This is a genomic window from Actinomadura xylanilytica, assembly GCF_030283145.1.
GTDB classification, from domain to species: domain Bacteria; phylum Actinomycetota; class Actinomycetes; order Streptosporangiales; family Streptosporangiaceae; genus Spirillospora; species Spirillospora xylanilytica.
Genome location: NZ_JASNWE010000001.1, coordinates 1114867 through 1138793, shown reverse-complemented (window position 1 = coordinate 1138793; position 23927 = coordinate 1114867). Strand labels below are relative to the sequence as shown.

General features: G+C 74.7%; 19 protein-coding genes. 15 read left to right on the top strand and 4 right to left on the bottom strand.

The window, feature by feature from the left end; all coding sequences use genetic code 11:
• Positions 1 to 4: 4 nt before the first annotated feature.
• Positions 5 to 1255: an LLM class flavin-dependent oxidoreductase gene (locus QP090_RS05295; protein ID WP_285937327.1), complete on the bottom strand. Its 1251-nt coding sequence runs from the start codon at positions 1253 to 1255 to the stop codon at positions 5 to 7.
• Positions 1252 to 2085 (bottom strand): alpha/beta fold hydrolase, encoded by an 834-nt coding sequence (locus QP090_RS05290; RefSeq protein ID WP_285937326.1) that lies wholly within the window; start codon positions 2083 to 2085, stop codon positions 1252 to 1254. Before QP090_RS05290 ends, QP090_RS05295 begins: the two co-directional genes overlap by 4 nt.
• 172 nt (positions 2086 to 2257) lie before the next feature.
• Here QP090_RS05290 and QP090_RS05285 point away from each other — a divergent pair, with 172 nt between their 5' ends.
• Both QP090_RS05285 and QP090_RS05280 read left to right on the top strand, forming a co-directional pair.
• A complete protein-coding gene (locus QP090_RS05285) occupies positions 2258 to 3082 on the top strand; it encodes an LLM class F420-dependent oxidoreductase (RefSeq protein WP_285938586.1) in 825 nt (274 codons plus the stop codon).
• 167 nt (positions 3083 to 3249) lie between these two features.
• Positions 3250 to 4857: a serine/threonine-protein kinase gene (locus QP090_RS05280; RefSeq protein WP_285937325.1), complete on the top strand. Its 1608-nt coding sequence runs from the start codon at positions 3250 to 3252 to the stop codon at positions 4855 to 4857.
• Positions 4858 to 4881: 24 nt separating this feature from the next.
• Here the strand turns inward: QP090_RS05280 and QP090_RS05275 are convergent, their stop codons facing one another.
• A complete protein-coding gene (locus QP090_RS05275; protein WP_285938585.1) occupies positions 4882 to 5979 on the bottom strand; it encodes a zinc-binding dehydrogenase in 1098 nt (365 codons plus the stop codon).
• Between the two features lie 158 nt (positions 5980 to 6137).
• Here QP090_RS05275 and QP090_RS05270 point away from each other — a divergent pair, with 158 nt between their 5' ends.
• From QP090_RS05270 to QP090_RS05235, 8 genes are all read left to right on the top strand, one after another.
• Complete coding sequence (locus QP090_RS05270) at positions 6138 to 7385, top strand: ABC transporter substrate-binding protein (protein ID WP_285937324.1); 1248 nt, start codon at positions 6138 to 6140, stop codon at positions 7383 to 7385.
• A 28-nt stretch (positions 7386 to 7413) separates the two neighbouring features.
• Positions 7414 to 10182, top strand: coding sequence for an ABC transporter permease subunit (locus tag QP090_RS05265; RefSeq protein WP_285937322.1), 2769 nt, complete (start codon positions 7414 to 7416; stop codon positions 10180 to 10182).
• On the top strand, positions 10179 to 10919 hold the full coding sequence (locus tag QP090_RS05260; protein WP_285937321.1) for an ABC transporter ATP-binding protein: 741 nt from the start codon (positions 10179 to 10181) through the stop codon (positions 10917 to 10919). Before QP090_RS05265 ends, QP090_RS05260 begins: the two co-directional genes overlap by 4 nt.
• 40 nt (positions 10920 to 10959) lie before the next feature.
• The gene (locus QP090_RS05255; protein WP_285937319.1) at positions 10960 to 11997 is read left to right on the top strand and encodes a DUF8017 domain-containing protein; all 1038 of its coding nucleotides are present in this window, start codon (positions 10960 to 10962) and stop codon (positions 11995 to 11997) included.
• A gap of 124 nt (positions 11998 to 12121) precedes the next feature.
• Positions 12122 to 14182 carry an ATP-binding protein gene (locus QP090_RS05250; RefSeq protein ID WP_285937318.1) on the top strand — a complete coding sequence of 687 codons (2061 nt, stop codon included), beginning with the start codon at positions 12122 to 12124 and terminating at the stop codon, positions 14180 to 14182.
• Between the two features lie 71 nt (positions 14183 to 14253).
• Positions 14254 to 14895: a PaaI family thioesterase gene (locus QP090_RS05245; RefSeq protein ID WP_285937317.1), complete on the top strand. Its 642-nt coding sequence runs from the start codon at positions 14254 to 14256 to the stop codon at positions 14893 to 14895.
• A 174-nt stretch (positions 14896 to 15069) separates the two neighbouring features.
• On the top strand, positions 15070 to 15831 hold the full coding sequence (locus QP090_RS05240; protein WP_285937316.1) for a GntR family transcriptional regulator: 762 nt from the start codon (positions 15070 to 15072) through the stop codon (positions 15829 to 15831).
• The gene (locus tag QP090_RS05235) at positions 15821 to 16246 is read left to right on the top strand and encodes an NUDIX hydrolase (RefSeq protein ID WP_285937315.1); all 426 of its coding nucleotides are present in this window, start codon (positions 15821 to 15823) and stop codon (positions 16244 to 16246) included. Before QP090_RS05240 ends, QP090_RS05235 begins: the two co-directional genes overlap by 11 nt.
• A 9-nt stretch (positions 16247 to 16255) precedes the next feature.
• On the opposite strand, the gene QP090_RS05230 is transcribed toward QP090_RS05235, so the two are convergent.
• Positions 16256 to 17044 (bottom strand): SDR family oxidoreductase, encoded by a 789-nt coding sequence (locus tag QP090_RS05230; protein ID WP_285937314.1) that lies wholly within the window; start codon positions 17042 to 17044, stop codon positions 16256 to 16258.
• A gap of 50 nt (positions 17045 to 17094) precedes the next feature.
• On the opposite strand from QP090_RS05230, the gene QP090_RS05225 reads away from it, so the two are divergent.
• Genes QP090_RS05225 through QP090_RS05205 form a run of 5 tightly spaced genes read left to right on the top strand, consistent with a single transcriptional unit; the run spans position 17095 to position 23833 of the window.
• A complete protein-coding gene (locus QP090_RS05225) occupies positions 17095 to 18213 on the top strand; it encodes an acyl-CoA dehydrogenase family protein (RefSeq protein WP_285937312.1) in 1119 nt (372 codons plus the stop codon).
• Positions 18210 to 19175, top strand: a complete 966-nt coding sequence (locus tag QP090_RS05220; protein ID WP_285937311.1) for an acyl-CoA dehydrogenase family protein — start codon at positions 18210 to 18212, stop codon at positions 19173 to 19175. The genes QP090_RS05225 and QP090_RS05220 overlap by 4 nt, the downstream gene beginning before the upstream one ends.
• A gap of 10 nt (positions 19176 to 19185) precedes the next feature.
• Entirely contained in the window at positions 19186 to 21270 is a 2085-nt protein-coding gene (locus tag QP090_RS05215) for a hydantoinase/oxoprolinase family protein (protein ID WP_285937310.1), read from the top strand.
• Positions 21267 to 22979 carry a hydantoinase B/oxoprolinase family protein gene (locus tag QP090_RS05210; protein WP_285937309.1) on the top strand — a complete coding sequence of 571 codons (1713 nt, stop codon included), beginning with the start codon at positions 21267 to 21269 and terminating at the stop codon, positions 22977 to 22979. The genes QP090_RS05215 and QP090_RS05210 overlap by 4 nt, the downstream gene beginning before the upstream one ends.
• Positions 22976 to 23833: a TIGR03619 family F420-dependent LLM class oxidoreductase gene (locus QP090_RS05205; protein WP_285937308.1), complete on the top strand. Its 858-nt coding sequence runs from the start codon at positions 22976 to 22978 to the stop codon at positions 23831 to 23833. The genes QP090_RS05210 and QP090_RS05205 overlap by 4 nt, the downstream gene beginning before the upstream one ends.
• Positions 23834 to 23927 lie beyond the last annotated feature (94 nt).

Genomic DNA, 23927 nt, shown 5'->3' with positions numbered 1-23927 from the left:
TCCCTCAGTCCTGGAACTCGGGGATCACCTTGGTGGCGAACATCTCCAGGTTGCGCTTGACCGTGTCCAGCGGCAGCACGCCCTGCTGGCCCTGCATGAACAGGCCGAACCACTCCAGGTCGGGCATCCGGTCTAGCATCCGCTGGATGCCGCGCTTGACGTCGTCCGGCGTGCCGAGCAGCGCCATCTCGACCTCGTTCATGCGCTTGAAGTCGCCCTTCTCCGGGGAGATGGGCTTGTGGCTGTCGTCCTCCTTCTTGCGGAGCACCTCCAGGTACCCGAACGGGCCGAAGAACGACGCGAAGTCCTTCTGCATCCCCTTGCCGTAGGTGGCGATGGCCTCCTCCCGGGTGTCCGCCATGCCGACGATCTTCAGGATGCCGGTGTGCTCGCCGAGCGCGTAGTCCTGGCCCTGCTTGGCGCACTCCTCCTGGTAGAGCTTGGCCTTGGCGGCGTGGTCGTCGGGATTCGGGGTGAACATCCAGGGCATGATGCCCTCCTGCGCGGCCCGGATGACCGACCGGTCCGACACCGTGAACGGCTGCCACAGCTCGGGGTGCGGGTTCTGGTACGGCTTGGGGCAGACCGAGACCGACTGGATGACGCCGTTCTCGTCGATCTCACCGGGGGCGCCGAAGGTCTGGGTCCACTCCTGCGCGGGCCAGCCCTCGATGCCGCTGTAGGGGTTGGGCACCTCGTAGTCGAGCACGTCGCTCTTGTAGCGCAGGTTGTCGTTCGCCCACGCCATCTTCATGATCTTGAGGACTTCGCCGAAGACGTCGAAGTTGCGGTTGTCGGACTTGGACCCGTCCGAGCGGGCGGCGGCGGCGTTCCAGCGCTGGCCGAGCACGTTGGCCCAGCGGGCCTGGTAGCCGCGGGCGACGCCGAGGCGCAGCCGGCCCTTGGAGAAGTGGTCGAGCAGCGCCACGTCCTCGGCGGCCCGGATCGGGTCCCAGGCGGGCAGCACCAGGCCGAGCGGCGCGAGCAGGATGCGCTCGGTGCGGGCGGCCAGGTCGGTCAGGAACATCAGCGGGTTGACCGAGAACTCGAACCCCTCGGAGTGGAAGTGGTGCTCGGTCATCATCAGCGCGTCGAAGCCGATCTGGTCGGCGTGCACCGCGATCTCGCGGACCTCGTCCAGCAGCTTCTGGTACGACTCGACGTCGCGTCCGATCGGCCGCCTGGCCTTGGCGTTCTCCTCGGCGGCCCAGCCCGACCCGGGGATCTGCGGGTTCAGGAAGATGGAAAACTTCACGCGGACTTCTCCTTGTCGAGCTTGTCGAGTTCCTCTAGCCAGTCCTTGACGGCGTTCAGGAATCTGTCCGGCCGCTCTTCGTGCAGCCGATGCCCGCTCCCGGGCCAGGCGACGGCCTTGGAGGCGGGATGCTTGAGCAGTGCGTTCTCCCAGGCCGCCGACTTCTCGTCGGCCCAGATCGTCAGCACTGGGCAGGTGCGGGCGGCCACCGGGCCGTCCGAGCCGGGCCGTGCGCCCCATGCCCCGGCGGCGGTGAACATGGCCGGGAACGCCTGGGAGAGCACGTGCGCGGGGGTGGCCAGGATCTTGCGGGTGTGCGAGGCGCGGACGAACGCCGGGGTGCCCGGGACGTAGAGCACCGGTTCCATGCGGAGGACGGCCGCGTGCGGGTCCTGCCGCAGCCCGTCGACCAGCGCGGGCAGGAACGAGGCGACCTCCTCGGGCTGCCCGTAGCCCGGATCGGCGCAGACGAGCGCCCGCACCAGGCCGGGGCGGGCGAGGGCGAGCGCGGTCACCACCATCGCGCCCATCGAGTGGCCGAACATGACGGCCCGCCCGACGCCGAGGTGGTCCAGCAGCCGGGCGAGGTCGCCGGCCAGGTCCTCGGGGCGGTAGCCGTCCTCGGGGGCCGAGGACGAGCCGTGGCCGCGCAGGTCGGGGACGATGACCCGGTGGCCGGCGGCGCGGAGCGCGGGGATGTGCCAGGCCCAGTCCAGCCCGTCCGCGCCGAAGCCGTGCACCAGCAGGACGGGGGTGCCGTCCGCGGCGCCGTCTCCGGGCGCGTCGTCGGTGTAGAAGAGACGCACGTCCCCCAGGTCGGCGAAGGGCATGGGACCTCATCTCTGTTCTCCCGGCCGGCCTGCGGGGCCGGTCCACCGGTCGCGGCCTCCCGGCCGCGACTTCCCGAACAAGCGCACGCTACATCAAATCCGAACAGCCGAGCAATCGCTTGGTCGAGTGGATAGGGTGTGACCCGTGTCGCGCGAGGAGGAGCCTGTGAGCATGCGGCTGGGCGTCACGATGTTCGCCACCGACCTGACCATGGAGCCGCACGACCTGGCCCGGGAGGCCGAGGAGCGCGGCTTCGCCTCCCTCTACCTGCCCGAGCACACCCACATCCCGGTCGCCAGGGACACCCCGGCCCCCACCGGGGTGGACGACCTGCCGGAGGAGTACGCCCGCACGCTCGACCCGTTCGTGGCGCTCGCGGCGGCGGCCGCGGTGACGAGCCGGATCCGGCTCGGGACCGGCGTGTCGCTGCCCGCGCAGCGCGATCCGATCGTCACCGCCAAGGCGATCGCCACCCTCGACCGGCTGTCCGGCGGGCGCTTCACCCTCGGCGTCGGGTACGGCTGGAACGCCGAGGAGGCCGCCGACCACGGCGTCCCGTGGAAGCGGCGGCGGGCGATGGCCCGCGAGCACGTGCTGGCCATGCGGGAGCTGTGGACCGCAGACGAGGCGGCGTTCAAGGGCGAGTTCGTGGACTTCGCGCCGACCTGGTCGTGGCCCAAACCGGCCGGGCGCGTCCCGGTGCTGCTCGGCGGCGCCCCCGGCCCCACGCTGTTCGCGCACATCGCCGAGTACGGCGACGGATGGATGCCGATCGGCGGCGCCGGGATCCGCGAGGCGCTGCCCGCCCTGCGCGAGGCGTGCGCCGCCGCCGGGCGGGACACGGTGCCGGTGATCCCGTTCGGGACACTGCCGTCCCGCGAGAAGCTCGGCTACTACGCCTCGCTCGGCATCGAGGAGGTCGTGCTGCGCGTGCCCGCGGCGGGACGGGAGGTGGTCCTGCCCGTCCTGGACGAGTACGCGCGCGCCCACCTGTAGCACCGGTGCGGCGGTCCTGAGCATGCCTTCCGCGCGTCCGGCCCGGTTCGAGTAGCGGCCGGACTGATCGGTCAGTAGCGTTCCTTTCGCCCCAAAGGGAGATCATCGGGGAGATCAACGTGAACTGGGCGCGGCTCGGCGGCGCCTCACCTACCGGGGGAGGGGCCATGCCAGCGGCCGAAGCGCTGCGCCCAGAGGATCCGCGCCGGCTCGGGCCGTACCGGCTGTCCGGGCGGCTCGGCTCGGGCGGCCAGGGCGTCGTCTACGCGGGCGAGGCCGTGAGCGGCGGGGGCGGGCGGGTCGCGGTCAAGCTGCTGCGCACCGGGCTCGGCAACGATCCGGAGGCCCGCGCGCGGTTCATCCGCGAGCTGGAGACCGCCAAGCGGGTCTCGCGATTCTGCACCGCGGCCGTGCTCGACGCGGACCTGGCGGGCGACCGCCCCTACATCGTGAGCGAGTACGTCGACGGTCCCTCGCTGCACCGCGTGGTCACGACCGACGGGCCGCGCACCGGCGGCACCCTGGAGCGGCTCGCGGTCGGGACGGCGACCGCGCTCGTCACGATCCACCAGGCGGGCGTGGTGCACCGCGACTTCAAGCCGCACAACGTGCTGCTCGGGCCGGACGGCCCGCGGGTCATCGACTTCGGCGTGGCCCGCGCGCTGGACGGCGCGACGATCACGTCCAGCGGCATGATCGGCACCCCCGCGTACATGGCGCCCGAGCAGTTCTCCGGCGAGCGGGCCGGGCCGCCCGCCGACGTGTTCGCGTGGGCCGCGACGCTGGTCTTCGCCTCGTGCGGACGGCCGCCGTTCGGGGACGACACGCTGACCGCGGTGGTCGGCCGCATCGTGCGGGACGACCCCGACCTCGGCGAGCTGACCGGGCCGCTGCGCGACCTCGTGCTGCGCTGCCTGGCCAAGGACCCGGCGGCCCGCCCGCCGGCCCCGGAGGCGCTGCGCACCCTGCTCGGCGAGCAGGAGGTCCAGGCGACCGGCCCGATGCCCCCGGCGGCGCTGCACGCCGCCGCGGGCGGCGCGGTCACCGGAGGCGCCGCGGGCCCCGGCTGGGGACAGGGCGCGGGGCCGGGGCCGGGCGCGAGCCCAGGTGCAGGACCGGGTTCAGGTGCGGGTGCAGCACCGGGCGCGATGCAGGCGACGATGGTGAACGCGGCGGGCCCCTATCCGCCCTCCGCGTACGGGCCCGCGCCCGCGCGGCGCGTGTCCGGGGTCGTCGCGGTGTCGGCCGCCGTGATCGCGGTCGCGGTGGCCGCCGTGGTCGGGATCGTCGTGCTGAGCGACCGGGGCGGCGGTACCGGCGCGCAGCCGCCCCCGCCGGTGGCCACGCCGTCCGCCACCTCCTCGAAGCCGAAGCCGAAGGCCTCGCCCACGCGGTCCAAGACCAGGCGGCCGAAGCCGAAGCCCACGCGGAAGCCGCCGCCCACCGGGATCCCCGCCGCCTACAAGGGCACCTGGAAGGGGCGGCTGCGGCAGAGCGACGGCAAGATGCTGAACGTGATCCTCACCCTGCCCGCCGGCCGGGGCCCGGGCCGGATCAGGTACCCCGACCAGGGCTGCGGCGGGGTCGAGAGCTTCGCCGGGCACGCGGGCGGCACGCTGACGCTGCGCGAGCGGATCACCGACCGTCCCGACAAGTGCGTCGACTCCGGGACGGTCACGGTGACCCGCAAGGGCCCCCGCACGATCCTGTTCAACTACACCGGCACCGAGAAGGGCCGCACCTGGGGGGTGTCCGGCACGATGACCCGCTCCTGAGCCGGTGGGGCGGCCGGGCGCCGGTCAGTCGAACACGATGACCGAGCGGGCGACGGCGCCCGAGCGGACGTGGGCGACGGCCTCGTTGACGGCCTCGAGCGGGACCCGCTCGCTGACCAGTCCCTCCAGGTTGAGCCGTCCGCGCCGGTACAGGTCGACCAGCAGCGGGAGGTCGCGGGCGGGCGTGGCGTCGCCGCCCTGGGTGCCCATCAGCCGCCGGGAGCCGAAGAGCTGGCCGGGCGGGATCTCCAGGTCCTTCCCGGCGGCGGGGCTGCCCACCATCACCGTGGTGCCGCCCGGCTGGGTCGCGGCGAACGTCCTGGCCAGCACCTCGGGCACGCCGGTGACGTCGAAGGCGTAGTCGGCGCCGCCGCGGACGATCTCGCCGACCTGCTTGGGCAGGTCGTCGGACAGGACGGTGTGGGTGGCGCCGAACCGGGCCGCCATCTCCAGCTTCCCGGGCGCCACGTCGGCGGCGATGATCGTGGTGGCGCCGGCCAGCACCGCGCCCTGGACCACGTTCAGCCCGACCCCGCCGCAGCCGACCACCAGCACGCTGGACCCGGCCTCGACCCGGGCGGTGTTGAGCACCGCGCCGACGCCGGTGACCACGCCGCACGCGGTGAGCGCGAGCAGGTCGAGCGGGGCGTCCGGGCTCACCTTGACGCACATCGCCTCGCCGACCACGGCCTTCTCGGCGAACGCGCCGATCCCGATGTAGGGCCGGACGACCTCGCCGCCGCTGCTCAGCCGGGTGCCGCCGTCCGCCATCAGGCCCATGATCGCGGTCATCCGGGCCTTGCCGCTGCACAGGAACGCCCGGCCGCGCGAGCAGTTGCGGCACCGGCCGCACGGCCCGTTCATCGCGATGATCACATGGTCGCCGGGCCGGACCGAGGTCACCCCGGGCCCGGTGGCCTCGACCACGCCCGCGCTCTCGTGGCCGAGCACGCAGGGCAGGTGCGACACGACGGGGCTCCTGCCGTCGATGGCCTTGAGGTCGGAGCCGCAGACGCCGGACGCCGCGATCTTCACCAGCACCTCGCCGGACTGGGGCGCGCCGACCTCCACCTCGGCGATCTGGAGGGGGGCGCCGTACTCCCGCAGCAGCGCCGCGCGCATCACCGTGCTCGTCACTTCGTGGCTCACTTTCGTACAGGAGGCCAGGTAGACCCGTTGACAGGCTCTCCCCGGCGAACTTACCCTCCGGACCAAGCGAGCGCTAGGTCACATCATGTGCCGTCGCCTCGAACGTGCCCGTCAATGTGCCTGGAGGCGCCATGAAGACGTCCACGATGCTGCGGACCGCCGCCCTCGCGGCGGTCGCCACCGTGCTGGGGGCCTGCGCCACCGGCAACGAGGCGTCGGGCGGTGCCGGGACGGCCGGGGTGACCGGCGACTCCATCAAGATCGGCGGGGTGCTCACCGAGACCAGCGCGACCGGCTACTCCACCGGCGGCGCCGAGCTCGGCGCCAAGGCCCGCTTCGACCGGGCCAACGCCGAGGGCGGCGTGCACGGCCGCAAGATCGAGTTCGTCGGCGCCGAGGACGACGGGATGACGCCCGACAAGGGCGCCGCGGCGACCCGGAAGCTGGTGCAGAAGGAGAAGGTCTTCGCGCTCGTGCCGGTCAGCGCGCCGCAGTTCGGCGGCGCCGAGTTCCTGGAGCAGCAGAAGGTGCCGTGGATCGGCTGGGCCACCGGTCCGTTCTGGTGCGGCAAGCAGAGCGCGTTCGGGTTCAACGGCTGCCTGGCCCCCCAGCCGGGCCAGAAGACCCAGACCTGGTGGGGCCACCAGGTCGCCGCGCAGCTCGGCGGGGCCGAGGGCAGGACCGTCTGGATCCAGGCCACCGACTCCACCGCGAGCAAGTACGCCATCTCCACCATGTCCAAGTCGTTCACCGCCGCCGGCTTCGGCATGGCCGGCACCTCGGCCGCGCTGCCCGCGCAGGCGCCCCCGCAGGACTGGTCCCCGTACGTCAACAAGATCATGAAGAGCGGGCCCGGCGGGAGGGCGCCCGACGTGCTGGTCTCGGTGATGGCCGGCGGCAAGTTCAACTCCGGGCTGTACTCGGCGCTGAAGAAGGCCGGCTTCAAGGGCCTGATCACCGACGCGACCTCCTACGACCCGCACGTCCTGCGCGACCCGCAGACCACCGCGGCGCTGGACGGGGTGTTCGCCGCCCCGCAGTTCGAGCCGTACGAGTCCGACATTCCCGAGGTCGCGCAGATGAAGGCCGACTTGGAGAAGGCGGGCGGTGCGGGTGCCGTGCTCGACCTGCACGCCGCCACCGGCTACTGGTCCGCGGAGGTCTTCCTCAAGATGGCGGAGAAGGCGGGCAAGGACCTCACCCGCGAGGCGTTCATGAAGGCCGCCGAGGCGTTCAGCTACCAGAACAAGGGCTTCGGCCGCATCGAGTTCCCGGCCGCCAAGACCGCCTCCAACGGCTGCGGCGCGCTGGTCAAGCTGGAGGGCGGCGCGTTCAAGGTCGCCCAGCACCTCAAGTGCTTTGACAACACCGTCCTCTAGCGGTACCCGGCGCACCTGGAGGTGACCCGTGACCGAACTCCTCGGTTACGTCCTGAGCGGGCTGGTGACCGGCGCGGTCTTCGCGCTGATGGCGTCCGGGCTGACGCTGTCGTACTCGGCCACCGGAGTGTTCAACTTCGCGCACGGCGCCGTCGGGTTCCTGACCGCGCTGATCTTCTTCGAGCTGACCGCGGGCCTCGGCTGGCCGGTGTGGGTGAGCGGGCCGGTCGCGATCGTCCTGGTCGCGCCGCTGCTCGGCTACCTGCTGCACCGGCTGATGTTCCGGGGACTGGCCGCGGCGGGGGAGACCGCGCAGATCGTGGCGACGATCGGCCTGACGATCGCGCTGCCGGCGCTCGGGCTGTGGGCTGTGGACGTGCTGGTCGAGACGTTCGGCGCGGATCTGCCGAAGGTCACCGAGGGCGCGTCGGCGCGCGGGCTCGGGCCGCGGCCGGTGCACACCTGGCATCCGTTCGGCGGGGTGGGCATCGACTCCGACCAGGTGACCACGTTCGCGCTCGCGGTGCTGGCGGCGGGGACGCTGTGGGCGGTCATGCGGCACACCCCGCTCGGCCTGCGGATGCGCGCGACCGTCGACCGGCGCGGGCTGGCCGCGCTGCGCGGGGTGGACGCCGACGCGGCCTCGGCGCAGGCGTGGATCCTGAGCTCCACGCTGGCGGGGCTGGCCGGGGTGCTGGCGGTGCCCGCGCTCGGCCTGGACTCCAACGCGTTCACCGTGCTGCTGTTCGCCTCGGCGACGGCGGCGGTGTTCGGACGGTTGCAGTCGATCCCGGTGACGTTCGCGGCGGGCCTGGCGCTCGGCGTCGTGCAGAACCTGGTCGCCGGCTACGCCGACTTCGCCGAGAAGGTCACCGGATTCCGCACCGCGGTCCCGGCGATCCTGCTGCTCGGCGGGCTGCTGGTGCTGGGCCGGGCCCGGGGGCGGACGGCCGGGTCCATCGCCGAGGACGCACCGCCGCCCGACTACCTCGCCGACCTGCCGCGCTGGCGGCGCGCGCTGCCGTGGAGCCTGTCGGTCGCGGCGCTGCTGGTGTGGACGTTCGCGCTGGGCGACGACTACTGGGTGGGGCTGGTCGCGCAGGGGCTGGTGCTGGCGCTGATCTTCTGCTCGTTCGTCGTGGTGACCGGCATCGGCGGGATGGTGAACCTGGCGCAGGCGTCGTTCGCGGCCCTGGCCGCGCTGTCGGCCGGGCTGGCGTTCAGCAAGGGGCTGCCCTTCCCGCTCGCGGTGCTGATCGGGGTGCTGGCGGCCGTCGCGGCCGGGATCCTGGTGGCGCTGCCCGCGCTGCGCCTGGGCGGCCGGGTGCTGGCGCTGGCGACGCTGGCGCTGGCGCTGCTGGCCGACCAGGTGCTGTTCCAGATCGACGCGTTCAGCAACGGGACCGTCGGCTGGAAGCTCCCCGCGTTCTCCCTCGGCTTCGCCGACACCAACGACCCGCGCGTCCGGGTGGTCCTCCTCCTGGCCGTCATCGGCCTGGTCGCGCTCCTGATCCGCAACCTGGAACGCTCCGCGTCCGGACGCGCCATCCTCGCCGTCCGCTCCGCGCCCGCCGCCGCGCAGTCGATCGGCATCTCCGGCACCCGCGCGAAGATCACGCTGTTCGCGCTGGCGTCCGGGATCGCCGGGCTCGGCGGCGTGCTGTACGCGACGTTCAACGGGCAGATCACCGCGACCGACCTGCCCGCGCTGACTGGGTTCGTCTGGCTGGCCGTGGTGGTGCTCCAGGGCGTGCGGCGGATCGGCGGGGCGGTGCTGGGCGGGCTGATCATGGCGCTGTCCCCGGAGGTGCTGTCCAAGATCACCGATTCGCAGTACGTGGGGCTGATCCTCTTCGGGCTGGGCGGGATGGTCCTCGCCCGGCACCCGGACGGGATCCTCGCCCAGTTCGCCGAGCGCCGCTACCGGCGCCGCAAGAGGCAGGAACGGCTCACCGAGGCGAAGGCCGTCGCCGTCGCCGTCGCCCGCAGTGGGACGGGACCGGCCCCCGCCGCCGAGCCGGTCCCGGCCGGGACCGGCGGCGCCGCCGGTCCCGTGCTGCGGCTCGAGGGCGTCGTGGCCGGCTACGGCGACGCGACCGTGCTCCGCGGCGTCGACCTGGAGGTCCCGGCGGGGAAGGTCGTCGCGCTGCTCGGCGCGAACGGCGTGGGCAAGTCCACCGCGTGCGCGGTGGCGGGCGGGATGCTGGCCCCGACTGCCGGGCGCGTCCTGCTGGACGGGACCGACGTCACCGCCTGGCCCGCCCACCGCAGGGCCCGCCAGGGCGTCTACCTCGCGCCCGAGGGACGCGGGGTGTTCCCGGCGCTGACCGTCGAGGAGAACCTCACGGTCTGGCTGCCGTCCGCCGCCGACCGGGCGCGGGTGTACGAGCGGCTGCCGAAGCTCGCCGGACGTCGCACGGTCGCCGCGGGCGCGCTGTCGGGCGGCGAGCAGCAGATCCTGGCGCTGGCCCCGGCGCTGGTCCGGCCGCCCCGGGTGCTGGTCGCCGACGAGCCGTCGCTCGGGCTGGCGCCGCTGGTGGTCGAGCAGGTCTTCGAGCTGTTCGGCGAGCTGCGCGACCGCGGCGTCGCGCTGCTGGTGGTGGAGGAGAAGGCGAGCGAGGTCCTCGCGCTGGCCGACACCGTCGCGTTCATGCGGCTCGGCCGGATCTCCTGGGCGGGCGACCGCGCGGAGGTCGACGAGGACCGGCTGACCGCGGCCTACCTCGGGATCGGGACGGCGGGCGGCGGGCGGCCCCTCGCCCCGGAGGGCGCGGGCGGGATGGAGGGAGACCGGTGATCGGAATCGAGGACGTCAGCGTCCGGTTCGGCGGCGTGCACGCACTCAGCGGGGTGAGCTTCACGGTCGCGGAGGGCCAGACCTGCGGGGTGATCGGGCCGAACGGGGCCGGCAAGACCACCCTGTTCGACGTGGTGACCGGGCTGCGCCGGCCCACGTCTGGCGCGGTGCGGCTGCGCGGCGAGGACGTGACGTCGACCGGGGCGGTGCAGCGGTCCCGGCTGGGGGTGCGGCGGACGTTCCAGCGGCCCCAGGTGTTCGGACGGCTGACCGTCCTGGACAACGTGCTCGCCGCCGTCGAGTGGCGCGGCGGGGGCGGCGGGCTGGCCGCCGACCTCGTCGGCCGGCGTGCCCGCCGCCGCCTGGAGGGCGAGCGCCGCGACCGCGCCGCCGAGGTGCTGGAGCGGTGCGGCATCGGCGCCCTGGCCTCCGACTACGCCGCCGACCTGCCCATCGGGCAGCGGCGGATGGTGGAGCTGGCCCGCGCCATCGCCGACGACCCCTCGGTCCTGCTCCTGGACGAGCCCACCTCCGGGCTCGACGCCGACCAGGCCGCGCTCTTCGCCGCCGTCATCGGCGCCCTCGACGCCACCGTCCTGCTGGTCGAGCACGATGTGGGCTTCGTCATGGCGGCCTGCGAACGGATCGTCGTGCTGGATCTCGGCACGGTCATCGCCGACGGCGACCCGGCCGGGATCCGGGCGGACGCCGCGGTCCGCGCGGCCTATCTCGGCTGAGGCCGCCGAACGGGCGAAAGGTGCGCTACGGTCACCGCTCATGCGCGAAGACGAGGAGCCGGGCGGGACGGGGGAGGGCGCCGCGAGGGGCCGGACGAATCCCTACCCCCTCCCCGGGCAGGACTGGGACCGGCCGGACGATTCCGGCAAGTCCCGGCCGCCGGGGTCGGGCTCCTCCTCCGGAGCGTCCGATTCCGCCCCGCCGTCCGGCTTCGCCCAGTCGTCCGGCTTCGCCAAGCCGCCCGACTTCAAAAAGGTGCCCGCCTTCCCCGGGCGTGCCCCCGAGGACGACGCGCCCTCCTCGTCCGCGCGCGTCCTCCTCGACGGCGGGACGCGCCGCCGCCGCCGGGGCCCGGCCGTGTACGTCCCGTTCGCGTTCGTGCTGCTGGTCGTGCTGGTGGTGGCCGGGCGGCAGCTCGCCGGTTTCTTCGCCGACTCCGGCGACGTCGCCGGGAACCTGCGGCACGACGTCCCGACCGCCGCGCCGAAGCCCCAGCCGCCCGAGCCGGTCAGCACCGTCCCGCCGCGGGTGAAGGGCTGGAAGGCGGTGAGCAGCGGGAAGTACGGGCTCACCTACGACGTCCCGGGATCGTGGCGGGTCAAGAGCCCCGACCTGCTCATCGGGTTCGAGGACGCGGGCGGCAAGCCGACGGCGGCGATGAGCGCCACCGCCGTGTTCCGCGAGGGGTACTGCGGCGAGCCCGCCGAGCGGGCCGCCTCCGGCTTCAACCAGTACGTCGACGGCGTGCCCGCCCAGGTGGCCGGGCACGCGGCCCGCACGTGGGCGGCGGGCGCCTACGCGCGCGAGGGCGCCCTGGCGCCCGCGGTGTCGCTGGCGCCCGCCGAGACCGTGCGGGTGGGCCGGGTCAACGCCGTGCACGTCCGCGCGGACGTGCTGGTCAAGGCGCCCGGCGGATGCGTCCCGCCGCGCGCGGTGGTGCACGCCCTCGCGGTCCCGGCGACGGGGACCGCCGCCGGCAAGACCACCGTGTTCGTCCTGTTCTCCGATCAGGGCGTCGGGGACGCGGCGTCCCCGCGCGACCTGAAGAGGATCGTCGGCAGCGTCCGCCCGAGCTGACCGCCGTCCCGCGGTCCTCGTCCGGACAGATTCGCGAATCGGTGAAATTCTCTGGCGTACCCGGTGACCGGACCCATACTTGGAGGCACGGGGGCAGTGCCGGGTACGGGTGAGAGGCGAGACGATGGACCGTGCGTGGCGGCCCCAGGACGAGCTGCCCGAGGAGGCGACGGCGTTCGTCGGGCGGACCCGCGAGCTCGGTGCGGTGCGCGCCGCGTTCGAGCGGGCGCGGCTGGTCACGCTGACCGGCCCCGGCGGGGTGGGCAAGACCCGCATCGCGATGCGGTCCGCGCGCGAGCTGGCGGGCGATCACCCCGACGGCGTGTGCATGGTCGAGCTGTCCGGGGTGCGGGACGGCGCGCTCCTCGCCGACACGGTCGCGATGTCGATGGGCATGCGCGACTCGATGGCGGTCCCCACCATCGACCTGCTGGTCGAGTGCCTGCGCGCGCGGCGCTGCCTGCTGATCCTGGACACCTGCGAGCACCTGGTGGCCGACTGCGCCGCGTTCGCCATGACGGTGCTGCGCGCCTGCCCGGGCGTGCGGGTGCTGGTGACCAGCAGGCAGCCGCTCGACCTGCCGGGCGAGCAGGTGCTGGCGGTGCCGCCGCTGGAGGTGACCCGGTCGGGCGGCGAGGCGGTCGAGCTGTTCGCCGCTCGCGCCCGCGACGCGCTGCCCGGGTTCACCCTCACCGCCGCCAACCGCGACGTGGTCGTGCTGCTGTGCGGCCGGCTCGACGGGATCCCGCTCGCGATCGAGCTGGCGGCGGTGCGGCTGCGGACGCTGTCGCTGGAAGGGCTGCTGAAGCGGCTCGACGACCGGTTCTGGCTGCTCGGCGACGGGCCGTCCGAGACCGTCCGGCACCAGACCCTGCGCACCGCGATCGGCTGGAGCCACGAGCTGTGCACCCCGCCCGAGCGGCTGCTGTGGGCGCGGCTCTCGGTGTTCGCGGGCGGCTTCGACCGGGCCATGGCCGAGGAGGTCTGCGCCGACTCGCGGCTGGACCGGGAGGCGGTGGCCGAGTGCCTGGCCGGGCTCGCCGGCAAGTCGATCGTGCAGCGCGCCGCCGACGGCCGCCACCTCATGCTCGACACACTCCGCGAGTACGGCGCGGCGTGGCTGAAGGAGGTGGAGCCCGTCCAGCCGCTGCGCGCCCGGCACCGCGACTGCCTGGCGCGGCTGGCCGGGCGGGCCGCCGCGGCCTGGCTGACCGACGACCAGGACCGGTGGCTGCGGCGGCTGGACGCCGAGCGCGACAACGTCCGGGCGGCGCTGGAGTTCTGCTTCACCGTCCCGGGCGAGGAACGAGCCGGGCTGCGGCTCGCGGCCTCGCTGTGGAGCGGCTGGCTGTGCCGGTCGCGCTTCACCGAGGGGCGCTACTGGCTGGACCGGGGGCTCGCCGCGGTCACCGGCCCGTTCCCCGAACGGGCCGACGCGCTCTGGCGCAGCGCCTACCTGCGCACCAACCAGGGCGAGTCGCCGCGGGCGATGCCGCTGGCCGACGAGGCGCTCAGGCTCGCCGGACGGCGCGGCGACGACATCGGCTGCGGGCGGGCGCTGCGCACCCTCGGCACCGCCGCCACGTTCATGGGCGACGCCGGGCGGGCCGGGCGGTGCTTCGATGAGGCGCTCGGCATCCTGCTGGTCCGCGGCCCGCGCGAGGACCTGATCATGCTCCGGATGCTGCGCGGCTTCCACCGGGCCAAGTCCGGCGCGTCCGAGGCCGCGCTGGCCGAGTGCGACGAGGCGCTGCGGCTGCTGGAGGACGCGCCGGCCGAGGTCTGGGCCCGTTCCTGGATCGCCTACGTCAAGGCGCTCGCGCACTGGTTCCTCGATGACGTCGACGGGTGCGCGCGGGAGCTGCGGACCGTCCTGGCCGGGTTCCGGCGGGTCCAGGACCTGGTGGGACTGACCAACGGGTTCGAGCTGCTCGGCTGGGTCTACGCGCGGCAGCGCCGCTACGCCGACGGCGCGGTCCTGCTCGGCGCGGCGGCCCGGTTCCCCGCCCAGGTCGGGGTGCCGAGGCTCGGCGACCCGGCGCTGGAGGACCTGCACCGCGAGCTGGAGGGGCGGGCGCGCGAGGCCCTCGGTCCCGACCGCTTCGCCGAGCACTTCGAGCGGGGCATGGCGCTGACGGTCGACGAGACCGTCGGCTTCGCCCGCGACGATCCGCGCGCCCCCTGACCCCGCCGTCGGCCGCGTCCCGTCCGGCCTTCTAGAATCATGTTCGGACATGGTGCGGCTGGGGAGGCTGGATGAGCGGGGCGGAAGCGGCGATGCAGCGCGCGATGGTGGCGCGGGAGCCGCACGCGATGGACGAGGACCAGGTGGCGGTGCTCGCGGGCCTCGCGGCCAGGGTCCGCGAGCTGATCGAGGCCGTGGTCCTCACCGGGGCCCCGAAGGAGGAGGTCGCCGACGTCTCCGCCGAGGTCGCGCTGCTCACCGCCCGGCTGTCGGCCGTCCGCCGGGACGCGCCGCCGATCGCCGAGCTCGGCGCCAACGGCCTGGTCAGGCAGCTCGCCGGCCCGGTCGGCGGCCCCCTCAACCCGGTCGCGCCGCCGGTCGACATCCAGATCCTGCCCGACGGCACCGCCCGCGCCGAGTTCACGCTGAGCGCCGTCTACGAGGGCCCGCCGTCCTTCGTCCACGGCGGCGTGTCGGCGCTGGTGCTCGACCAGGTCCTCGGCGTCGCCGCGGCGGCGAACGGGACGCCCGGGATGACCGCGACGCTCGAGCTGCGCTACCGCCGCCCCACCCCGTACGGCGCCCGGCTCACCGTCGAGGCCAAGGCCGTCCGGGCCGAGGGCCGCAAGACCTTCGTGGACGGGCGCGTCATCGGGCCCGACGGCCGCACCACGGTCGAGGCCACCGCGATGTTCGTCATCCCCGCCGGCTGAACCGGAGCCGCCAGCGAGACGAGTGGACCCGTCAAGTGAACAGTCGCCGGGTGCTGAGGTCTGCCGGGGCGCCCTCACCGACGACGGCCCCTACGTGTTTCCAGACTGCTCCGGACAGGGCGCCGGATGCGCGCCGCTATGGTCGACACAGGGGGCATCGGCCAAGGGGGAAAGATGGGCTTGGAGCGGCCCAGGGCGCGCTATCGCCAGGTCGCGGACGATCTGCGCGCGGCGATCGTCCGCGGTGAGTTCGGCCCCGGAGACGCCCTGCCCAGCCAGCCCGAACTGGCACGCAGGCACGGGCTGAACCAGACCTCGATCAATCGTGCGATCACGCTGCTGGAGGCCGAGGGACTGATCCGGACCGAGCACGGGCGCGGATCATTCGTCCTTGAGAAGGCGATGGTCAAGCGCGTCCGGCGCATCCCCGCGCGAGGCGATGGTGCGGGCAGCAGCTTCGCCGAGGAGATGAGGAGCGCCGGCCTCAGCCCGCGCACCGAGCTGGTCCAGGTGGAGGCCGTCGGCGCGACGGAAGGCGTCGCCGGGCTGCTCGGCGTCCCGGCCGGTGAACAGGTGCTGGTCCGCAGGCGGCACATGTTCGCCGACGAGCGTCCGGTGCAGATGGCGGCGTCCTACATTCCACTGTCCAAGGCGGGCAGCGTCGATCTCGCCCTGCCCGACACCGGCCCTGCGGGGATCTATCGGCGGCTCGCGGAGCGCGGCCACCAGGTGGTCCGTTTCGTGGAGGAGACCGAGGCGCGGCGCCCGCTCACCGAGGAGATGGACTTTCTGCGCATCAGCCGCGCCCAGTACGTGCTCGAGGTGCAGCGGCTCGCCCTGGGCGAGGGTGACGAGCCGCTGGAGGTCGCGCTCAACGTGTTCCCGAGCCATCTGTGGAGGCTGTCGTACGAGTGGGCGGCGGGCGATGAGGGCTGAGCCGCCGTTGCACTCGGTGAGTGTCACCGGGGTCGTGGTGCGGACGGACGGACGTGTCCTGGCCATCAGGCGTTCGGACGACGGCCGATGGGTGCCGCCGGGCGGGGTGCTCGAGCTCGACGAGCGGCCGGAGGTGGGGGTCGTTCGTGAGGTGCTGGAGGAGACGGGTGTCACGGTCGCGTCCGAGGTGCTCACCGGTGTCTACAAGAACATGGTGCTGGGCGTGGTGACGCTGGCCTTCCGCTGCCGTGTGGTCGAGGGCGGCGGGCATGCGACCCCGGAGGCCGCGGAGGTCGCCTGGCTCACGGTGGACGAGGCGGTGGAGCGGATGCCGGAAGCGCGGGGCGTGCGGGTCGTGGACGCCTTCGCGGGCGGGCCGTTCGTGCGGGTGCACGACGGCGATCGGCTGCTCTGAGGCGGCGCGTCAGGTGAAGTGCTGGCCGGCGTTGACGTCGATGGTGGCGCCGGTCGTGGCCTTGGCGTGGTCGGAGGCCAGGTGGATCACCGCGCGGGCCACGTCCTCCTCGGTGGCGATGCGGCGGAGGGCCATGGCGCCGACGTCGCGGGCGAGGACGTCCTCGTAGGGGACGCCTTCGGCGGCGGCCCGGGTGCGCATCCAGTCCTCCAGGACGTCGCTGGCGATCCAGCCCGGGGCGACGCAGTTGACGCGCACGCCGGACGGGCCGAGCTCGTCGGCGAGGCAGTGCGAGAGCAGGTGCACGCCGGCCTTGCCCGCGGCGTAGTCGCTGCGGCCCGCGTAGCCGGCGCGGCTCGACATCGAGGTCAGGTTGACGATCGAGCCGCCCCCCGCGGCCACCATGTGCGGCGCGAAGTGGCGGCACGACAGCAGGGTGCCGAAGGTGGCGGTCTCGACGGTCCGGCGCCACTGCTCCAGGTAGGCGGCGTCCATGTCCAGGACGTTCCTGCGGTGGGTGCCGGGGAACGCGGCGTTGACGAGCACGTCGACGCGGCCGAAGCGGTCGATGACGGCGGCGGCGAGGTCGCGCACCTGGTCGGGGTCGGAGACGTCGGTCGGGACGGGCAGCGCGGCGCGGTTCTCGGCCCGTACCCGGCCCGCGGTGTCGTCCAGGGTGGCGGCGCTGCGGGCGGCGACGGCCACGTCGGCGCCCTCGCGGGCCATGAGGACGGCGAGCGTGCGGCCGAGGCCGGGGCCCGCGCCGGTGATGACCGCGACCTTGCCCTTCAGCATCATGGGCGCTAGCGTACCAAGCGGTCGCTAGGTTGGTTATCTTCGGAGGTCGTGTGGATCTCACCTTCTCCCCGCGCCGGGAGGCGTTCCGTGCCGAGGTGCGCGGGTGGCTCGCCGCGAACGCGCCCGGCCCGCTGCCCTCGATGGACACCGCCGAGGGCTTCGACCGGCACCGGGACTGGGAACGGGCCCTCGCCGCGGCCCGGCTGTCGGCGGTGTCGTGGCCCGAGGAGCACGGCGGGCGCGGCGCCGACCTGATCGACTGGCTGATCTTCGAGGAGGAGTACTGGGCCGCGGGTGCGCCCGGACGGGTGAGCCAGAACGGGATCTTCCTCCTCGCGCCGACGCTGATGGCCTACGGCACCGATGGGCAGAAGGCCCGGCACCTGCCCCGGATGGCCCGCGCGGACGACGTCTGGGCGCAGGCGTGGTCGGAGCCCGAGGCCGGCAGCGACCTCGCGGCCCTGCGCGCGACCGCGACCCCCGACGGCGACGGCTGGCGGCTGAACGGGCAGAAGACCTGGAGCTCCCGGGCCGTGTACGCCGACTGGTGCTTCGGCCTGTTCCGCACCGATCCCGAGTCCGAACGGCACCGCGGCCTCACCTACTTCATGCTCCCGCTGGACAGCGCGGGCGTCACCGTCCGGCCGATCGCGCAGCTCGACGGCGAGCACGGCTTCGCCGAGATCTTCTTCGACGACGTCCGCGTGCCCGCGGACGGCGTGCTCGGCGGCGTCGGACAGGGCTGGAAGGTCGCGATGGCCACCACCAGCTCCGAGCGCGGCCTGACGCTGCGCAGCCCGGGACGGTTCATGGCCACGGCCGACCGCCTGCTGGAGCTGGCCCGCGGCAGCGGCGACCAGACCCTGCGGGACGCGGCCGTCCAGGCGTGGACCGACAGCGAGGCCTACCGGCTGCACACCTTCGCCGCCGCCGCCCGCCTGGCCGAGGGCGCCCAGCTCGGCGCCGGGTCCAGCCTGATGAAGGTCTTCTGGTCCGAACTGGACCTGCGCATGCACGAGCTGGCCCTGGAGCTCCTCGGCCCCCGCGCGCCCGCGTCCGGGCCGTGGCTGGACGGGTTCCTGTTCGCGCTCGCCGGGCCCATCTACGCGGGGACGAACGAGATCCAGCGCAACATCATCGCCGAACGCGTCCTGGGGCTGCCACGATGAGGTTCTCCTTCACCGAAGACCAGCGGCTGCTGGCCGAGGCCGTCCGCGAGGTGCTCGGCAAGTCCTGCCCGCCCGAGAGCGTCCGGGCCGCCGGCGACGGGTCGGCCCGTCCCGGACCGGCGTGGCGGGCGCTCGCCGACATCGGGCTGCTCGGCGCGCACGTCGCGGAGCAGCACGGCGGGCTCGGCCTGACCCCGCTCGACACCGTCCTGGCCTACGAGGAGACCGGCTGGTCCGCGGTGCCCGGCCCGCTGGTCGAGACGGCGGTCGTCGGGCCGCTGTCGGTCCCGTCCGGGCGGCTGGCGTCGATCGCGGACGGGACGCTGGTGGTGTCGGCGCGTCCCGCGGACACCCCCTACCTCCCGGACGCCGACCTCGCCGACGTGATCGTGGCGGGCTCGACCGCCGTCCCGAAGGAGGACGTCACGCTGACCGCCCACGGCTCCGTGGACGCGACGCGGCGGCTGTTCACCGACGGCCTGACCGCCACCGCCGACGCGCCCGCCGCGTTCGACCGGGCCGCGGTCGCCACCGCCGCCCAGCTCCTCGGGCTCGGCCGGCGGCTGCGGGACGAGACCGTCGGATACGCCGGGCAGCGGCGCCAGTTCGGCACGGTCATCGGCTCGTTCCAGGCGGTCAAGCACCAGCTCGCCGATGTGGCGATCGGCCTGGAGTTCGCCGCGCCGCTCGTCCACCGCGCCGCCTACTCCCTCGCGCACGAGGCGCCGTCGGCGTCCCGGGACGTGTCGGCCGCCAAGAACGCGGCGGGACGCGCCGCGCACCGCGCCGCCCGCACCGCACTCCAGGTGCACGGCGCGATCGGGTACACGGGCGAGCTCGACCTCCAGCTCTGGCTCAACCGGGTGTTCGCGCTGCGCGCGGCCTGGGGCGGCGACGGGTTCCACCGGGCCCGGCTGAGGGCCGACCTGCTGGAGCGGACCCCGCTTCCCCGCCTGCCCTGAGGAGGACCGGATGAGCATCACCCTCGCCAGCGACGTGGGCGGGACCTTCACCGACGTGGTCCTCACCGGTGCCGACGGCCGGGTCCGGGTCGCCAAGACGCTCACCACCCCGGGCGACCCGACCGACGGGCTGCTGCGCGGCGTCGAGCAGGTCCTGGCCGAGTCCGGGACGGCGCCGGGCGACGTCGGGCGGTTCGTGCACGCCACCACCCTCGCCACCAACGTGATCCTGGAACGCACCGGCGTCCCCGTCGCGTTCGTCACCACCGAGGGGTTCGGGTCGATGCTCGCGCTCGGGCGGCGGGCCCGGGTGGAGGAGGAGCGGTACGACCTGGCCTACGAGCAGCCCGACCCGCCCGTCCCGCCCGGCCACTGCTTCACCGTGCCCGGACGGATCGCCGCCGACGGCACGGTGCTGCGCCCGCTGGACGAGGAGGCCGCCGGCCGGGTCGCGGACGGGATCGCCGCGCTCGGCGTTTCCGCCGTCGCGATCTGCCTGCTGCACTCCTACGCCAACGCCGAGCACGAGGACCGCCTCGCCGGGATCGTCGCGGCCCGGCTCCCGTCAGGCGTCCCGGTGGTGACCTCGTCGTCGGTGTGGCCCGAGCTCGGCGAGTACGAGCGGGCCACCACCACGCTGATGTCGGCCTACGTCGGCCCGGTCATGGCCGCCTACCTGCGCCGGCTCGGCGAGCGGCTGCGCGGCCTCGGTGTGACCGCGCCGGTGCACGTGATGGAGTCGGCCGGCGGCGTGCTGCCCGCCGAGCTGGCCGCGTCCCGCGCCGTCTACACCATCGAGTCGGGTCCGGCCGCCGGGGTGATCGCCGCCGCCCGGCAGGGCGAGCGGCGCGGGCTGGCCGACCTGATCTCCTTCGACATGGGCGGCACCACCGCCAAGGCCGGGCTGGTCCGCGGCGGCCGGCCGGGGATCACGCACGAGTTCCAGGTCGGCGGCAAGGGCAGCTTCGGCGGGCGCCGCCCCGGCACCGGGGTGCCGATCAAGGTGCCCGCGATCGACCTGGCCGAGGTCGGTGCCGGCGGCGGCTCCATCGCCTGGGTGGACGCGGGGACGCTCCGCCTCGGGCCGCGCTCGGCGGGCGCCGACCCCGGACCCGCCTGCTACGGGCGCGGCGGAGAGCTCCCGACCGTCACCGACGCCGACCTCGTGCTCGGCTACCTCGCCCCGGACGGCTTCGGCGAGTTCCGGCTGTCGGCGGACCTGGCCCGCGCCGCGATCGAACGCCACGTCGCCGGGCCCCTCGGCGTCGGCGCGGTGGACGCGGCGGCGGCGATCCACGACATCGCCAACGCGCAGATGGGCGCGGCCGTGCACGTGGTGACCGTCCGGCGCGGCATCGACCCGCGCGGCTTCACCCTGGTCGCGCTCGGCGGTGCCGCGCCCACGCACGCCGCGCGGCTGGCCGAGCGGTTCGGCATCGCGCGGGTCCTGGTCCCGCCGCAGGCCGGGGTGGGGTCGGCGGTCGGGCTGCTGCACGCCGATCTCGCGATCGAGCGGGCCCGCACGTTCCTTGCCCCGGCTGCCGCGCTCGTGTCGTGCTCGGCCGCCCGCGACGCTCTCGGCGAGCTGACCCGGATGCTGGACGGCCTCGAACGCGCGGCGCTGGCCGACCTCGGGGTGGACGGCGGGGCGGTGACCACCCGGTCGGTCGGGGTGCGGTTCATCGGGCAGGCGCACGCGTTCACGGTCGACCTGCCCGCCGGGCCGGTCACCCCCGAGACGGTGCAGCGCGCCACCGGGGAGTTCTACAAGCGCTACCACGAGTCGTACGGCATCGACCTGCGCGACCCGGTGGAGTTCACCACCGCGCGCGTCCGCGTCGTCCTGCCGTCCTACGCGGACGCGCCCCGGGGACCCGGGCGCGCGCAGCCCGCCGGGCCGTCCGGGACGCGGCGGATGTGGCTGGACGGGGAGTTCCGCGACGTGCCGGTGCGGACCCGCGAGAGCTGCCCGGTGGGGGAGGACCTCGTCGGCCCGTGCGTCGTCACCGAACCGCAGTGCTCGCTGCTCATCCCGCCCGGCTGGCACGGCACCGTGGACGCCGAGGGCGCACTTCTCCTCGAAGGAGCGGCATGACCCGTCCGGCGGCCCCCGGCCCCCCTCCTGACCTGACCGCCGAGATCCTCCGCAACGCGCTGTGCGTGGCGGCGGAGGAGGCGAGCATCGTCGTCGTCCGGTCGGCGTACTCGACGTTCATCGTGGAGGGCGCCGACGCCGCCGCCGCGATCCTCGACGCGCGCGGCCGGCTGGTGGCGCACTCGCTGTCGACCGCGCTGATCCAGTGCACCAGCCTGCGCAGCGCCCTGCCGTACGTGCTCAGGGCGTACCCGCCCGAGACGATGGCGCCCGGCGACGTGTTCGTCCTCAACGACGTCTACCAGGGCGGCATCCACGCCAACGACCTGCTGGTCTTCCGCCCGGTGTTCCTGGGCGGCGCCCCCGCGTACTACACCGGGACGCTCATCCACGTCGCGGACCTGTCCGGCCTGTCTGCGGGCGGCATGGCCTCCGACGCGACCGACATCTTCCTGGAGGGCGTGCAGCTCCCGCCCGTCCGCATCGCCACCGCGGACGGGCTCGCCGGCGACCTCGTCCGGGTGCTGGCCGCCAACAGCCGCACGCCGGACAAGCTCGTCGGGGACCTGCGGGCGCTCATCGCCGGGACGAACGTGGCGGCGCGGCGGCTGGAGGAGATCGCCGAAGCCGACACCCCCGCCGGTCTCGCGGCCGGGATCGAGGACTACCTCGCCCACACCGAGCGGCGCATGCGCGCCGGCCTCGCCGCGCTCCCCGGGGGCACGCACGGCGGCGAGTACCGCCTGGACGACGGGCACCTCGTCCGCGTCGCGGTCACGGTGGACGGCTCGGGCGGCGTCGTGGTCGACTTCGCCGGCACCGACGAGCAGGTCCCGCTGCCGGTCAACTCGGGGTTCTCCCAGACGCACGGCGGCGTGATGTACGCGCTGCGCTGCTTCGTCGACCCGAGCCTGCCGATGAACGAGGGGTGCTTCACGCCCGTCGACGTCCGGATGCCGCCCGGCACCCTGGTGCACTGCACGCCCCCGTTCCCCGGCGGCGGCCGGTTCGGCACGGTCGCGGCGGCCGAGGAGGCCATCTTCGCCGCCCTCACCCGCGGCGGCGCCCACGATGAGGCGGGGGGTCGTCCCCCCTCGGGAGGGCATGACGAGGGGGTCTCGGGGGGTGCGGGGGGTCGTCCCCCCTCGGGAGCGCAGGGCGTGGCGGCGTCGGGGATCCTCCAGGCGTTCAGCATCAGCGGGGTGCGGCGGCCGTGGCTGCACATGTCGTTCGACCTCGGCGGGATGGGCGCCCGCGACGCCCGCGACGGGCCGGACGCGACCGGCGCGCTGTTCGGCGGCGGGCGCAACATCATCCCGCAGGCCGAGCCGATCGAGGCGCGGCTCCCGGTCCGGGTCGAGGAGGTCTCCCTGATCCCCGATTCGGGCGGGCGGGGACGGCGGCGCGGCGGGCTCGGCACCCGCACCGTGATCCGCATGCTGGAGGACGCGCGGGTCGACACCCGCGGCGACCGGCTGCTGCGGCCTCCGCCGGGCGCGGCCGGGGGCGGGCCCGGACGCGCCGGCGGCTACTACCGCGAACGGGCCGACGGCGTCCGCGAGCCGCTCGGCACCAAGGCGACCCGGCTGCCTCTCGCCGAGGGGGAGGCGCTGGTGGTCGAGACGTCCGGGGGCGGCGGCTACGGCCTCCCCGAGGAACGCGACCCCGAGGACGCGCGGCGCGACCGGGCGGACGGGAGGACCACGTGAAGTTCGGAGTTCCGCTCGGGCTCGTCCACCCGGGGATCTGGCGGGAGCTGGCGGTCGACGCCGACCGGCTCGGATTCGAGTCGGTGTGGCTGCCCGAGCACCTGGTGTTCGCGACCGACCTGTCCACCGCGACGTACCCGGGGACCGAGGAGCCGGGCATCCGGCCCGGGACGCCCCTGTTCGACGCGCCCGCCTACCTGTGCGCGCTCGCCGCCGTCACCGGGCGGGTCCGGCTCGGCACCGCCGTGTACCTGTTCGGGCTGCGGCACCCGTTCGTGGCCGCGCGCGCCTTCGCGACCCTGGACCACGTCTCCGGCGGGCGCGCCATCGCGGGCGTCGGGGCGGGCTGGTACGAGGGGGAGTGGCTCGCCGCCGGCGTCGACTTCGCCTCCCGGGGCCGCCGCCTCGACGAGGCGATCGCGGTCGCGCGGCGGCTGTGGACCGAGGAGGCGGTCGAGCACCACGGCGACCACTTCGACTTCCCCGAGGTCGCGTTCGAGCCCAAGCCGGTGCAGTCGCGCCTGCCGATCGTGGCCGGCGGCGAGTCCCGCGCGGCGCTGCGCCGGGCGGCGAGGCTGTGCGACGGCTGGATCAGCATGCCGCAGACGCTGGACCGGGTCCGCCCGCGGCTGGAGCTGCTGCGCGCCCTGCGGGAGGAGGCGGGCCGCGCGGACGAGCCGTTCGAGGTCACCGTGCACGCCTACGAGCTGTCCGGGCCGGACGAGGTCGCCGAGTGGGAGCGGCTCGGCGTGGACCGGCTGATCGTCCGGCCGTGGCGGCGCACCCGCGAGGCCGCCGGGCGCCTCGCCGCGTTCGCCGCCGAGTATGGCCTGGACGGCGCGGCCGTCCGGTGAACGGCCTTGACCTCTGCCGCCGCCGGTGCTCGCGCACCCCCTGAGCAGGCGGTCCGCGTCCCCGCGAGTCCGCCCGGGAATGATCGTTCGGCGC

What these genes read in the sequence shown, in the direction of transcription:
- QP090_RS05245 (WP_285937317.1), top strand. Translation starts at nt 14,254, where the DNA reads ATGAGCGGGGCGGAAGCGGCGATGCAGCGCGCGATGGTGGCGCGGGAG.
- QP090_RS05235 (WP_285937315.1), top strand. Translation starts at nt 15,821, where the DNA reads ATGAGGGCTGAGCCGCCGTTGCACTCGGTGAGTGTCACCGGGGTCGTG.
- QP090_RS05240 (WP_285937316.1), top strand. Translation starts at nt 15,070, where the DNA reads ATGGGCTTGGAGCGGCCCAGGGCGCGCTATCGCCAGGTCGCGGACGAT.
- QP090_RS05285 (WP_285938586.1), top strand. Translation starts at nt 2,258, where the DNA reads ATGCGGCTGGGCGTCACGATGTTCGCCACCGACCTGACCATGGAGCCG.
- QP090_RS05220 (WP_285937311.1), top strand. Translation starts at nt 18,210, where the DNA reads ATGAGGTTCTCCTTCACCGAAGACCAGCGGCTGCTGGCCGAGGCCGTC.
- QP090_RS05275 (WP_285938585.1), bottom strand. Translation starts at nt 5,979, where the DNA reads ATGCGCGCGGCGCTGCTGCGGGAGTACGGCGCCCCCCTCCAGATCGCC.
- QP090_RS05215 (WP_285937310.1), top strand. Translation starts at nt 19,186, where the DNA reads ATGAGCATCACCCTCGCCAGCGACGTGGGCGGGACCTTCACCGACGTG.
- QP090_RS05230 (WP_285937314.1), bottom strand. Translation starts at nt 17,044, where the DNA reads ATGATGCTGAAGGGCAAGGTCGCGGTCATCACCGGCGCGGGCCCCGGC.
- QP090_RS05270 (WP_285937324.1), top strand. Translation starts at nt 6,138, where the DNA reads ATGAAGACGTCCACGATGCTGCGGACCGCCGCCCTCGCGGCGGTCGCC.
- QP090_RS05255 (WP_285937319.1), top strand. Translation starts at nt 10,960, where the DNA reads ATGCGCGAAGACGAGGAGCCGGGCGGGACGGGGGAGGGCGCCGCGAGG.
- QP090_RS05210 (WP_285937309.1), top strand. Translation starts at nt 21,267, where the DNA reads ATGACCCGTCCGGCGGCCCCCGGCCCCCCTCCTGACCTGACCGCCGAG.
- QP090_RS05250 (WP_285937318.1), top strand. Translation starts at nt 12,122, where the DNA reads ATGGACCGTGCGTGGCGGCCCCAGGACGAGCTGCCCGAGGAGGCGACG.
- QP090_RS05290 (WP_285937326.1), bottom strand. Translation starts at nt 2,085, where the DNA reads ATGCCCTTCGCCGACCTGGGGGACGTGCGTCTCTTCTACACCGACGAC.
- QP090_RS05280 (WP_285937325.1), top strand. Translation starts at nt 3,250, where the DNA reads ATGCCAGCGGCCGAAGCGCTGCGCCCAGAGGATCCGCGCCGGCTCGGG.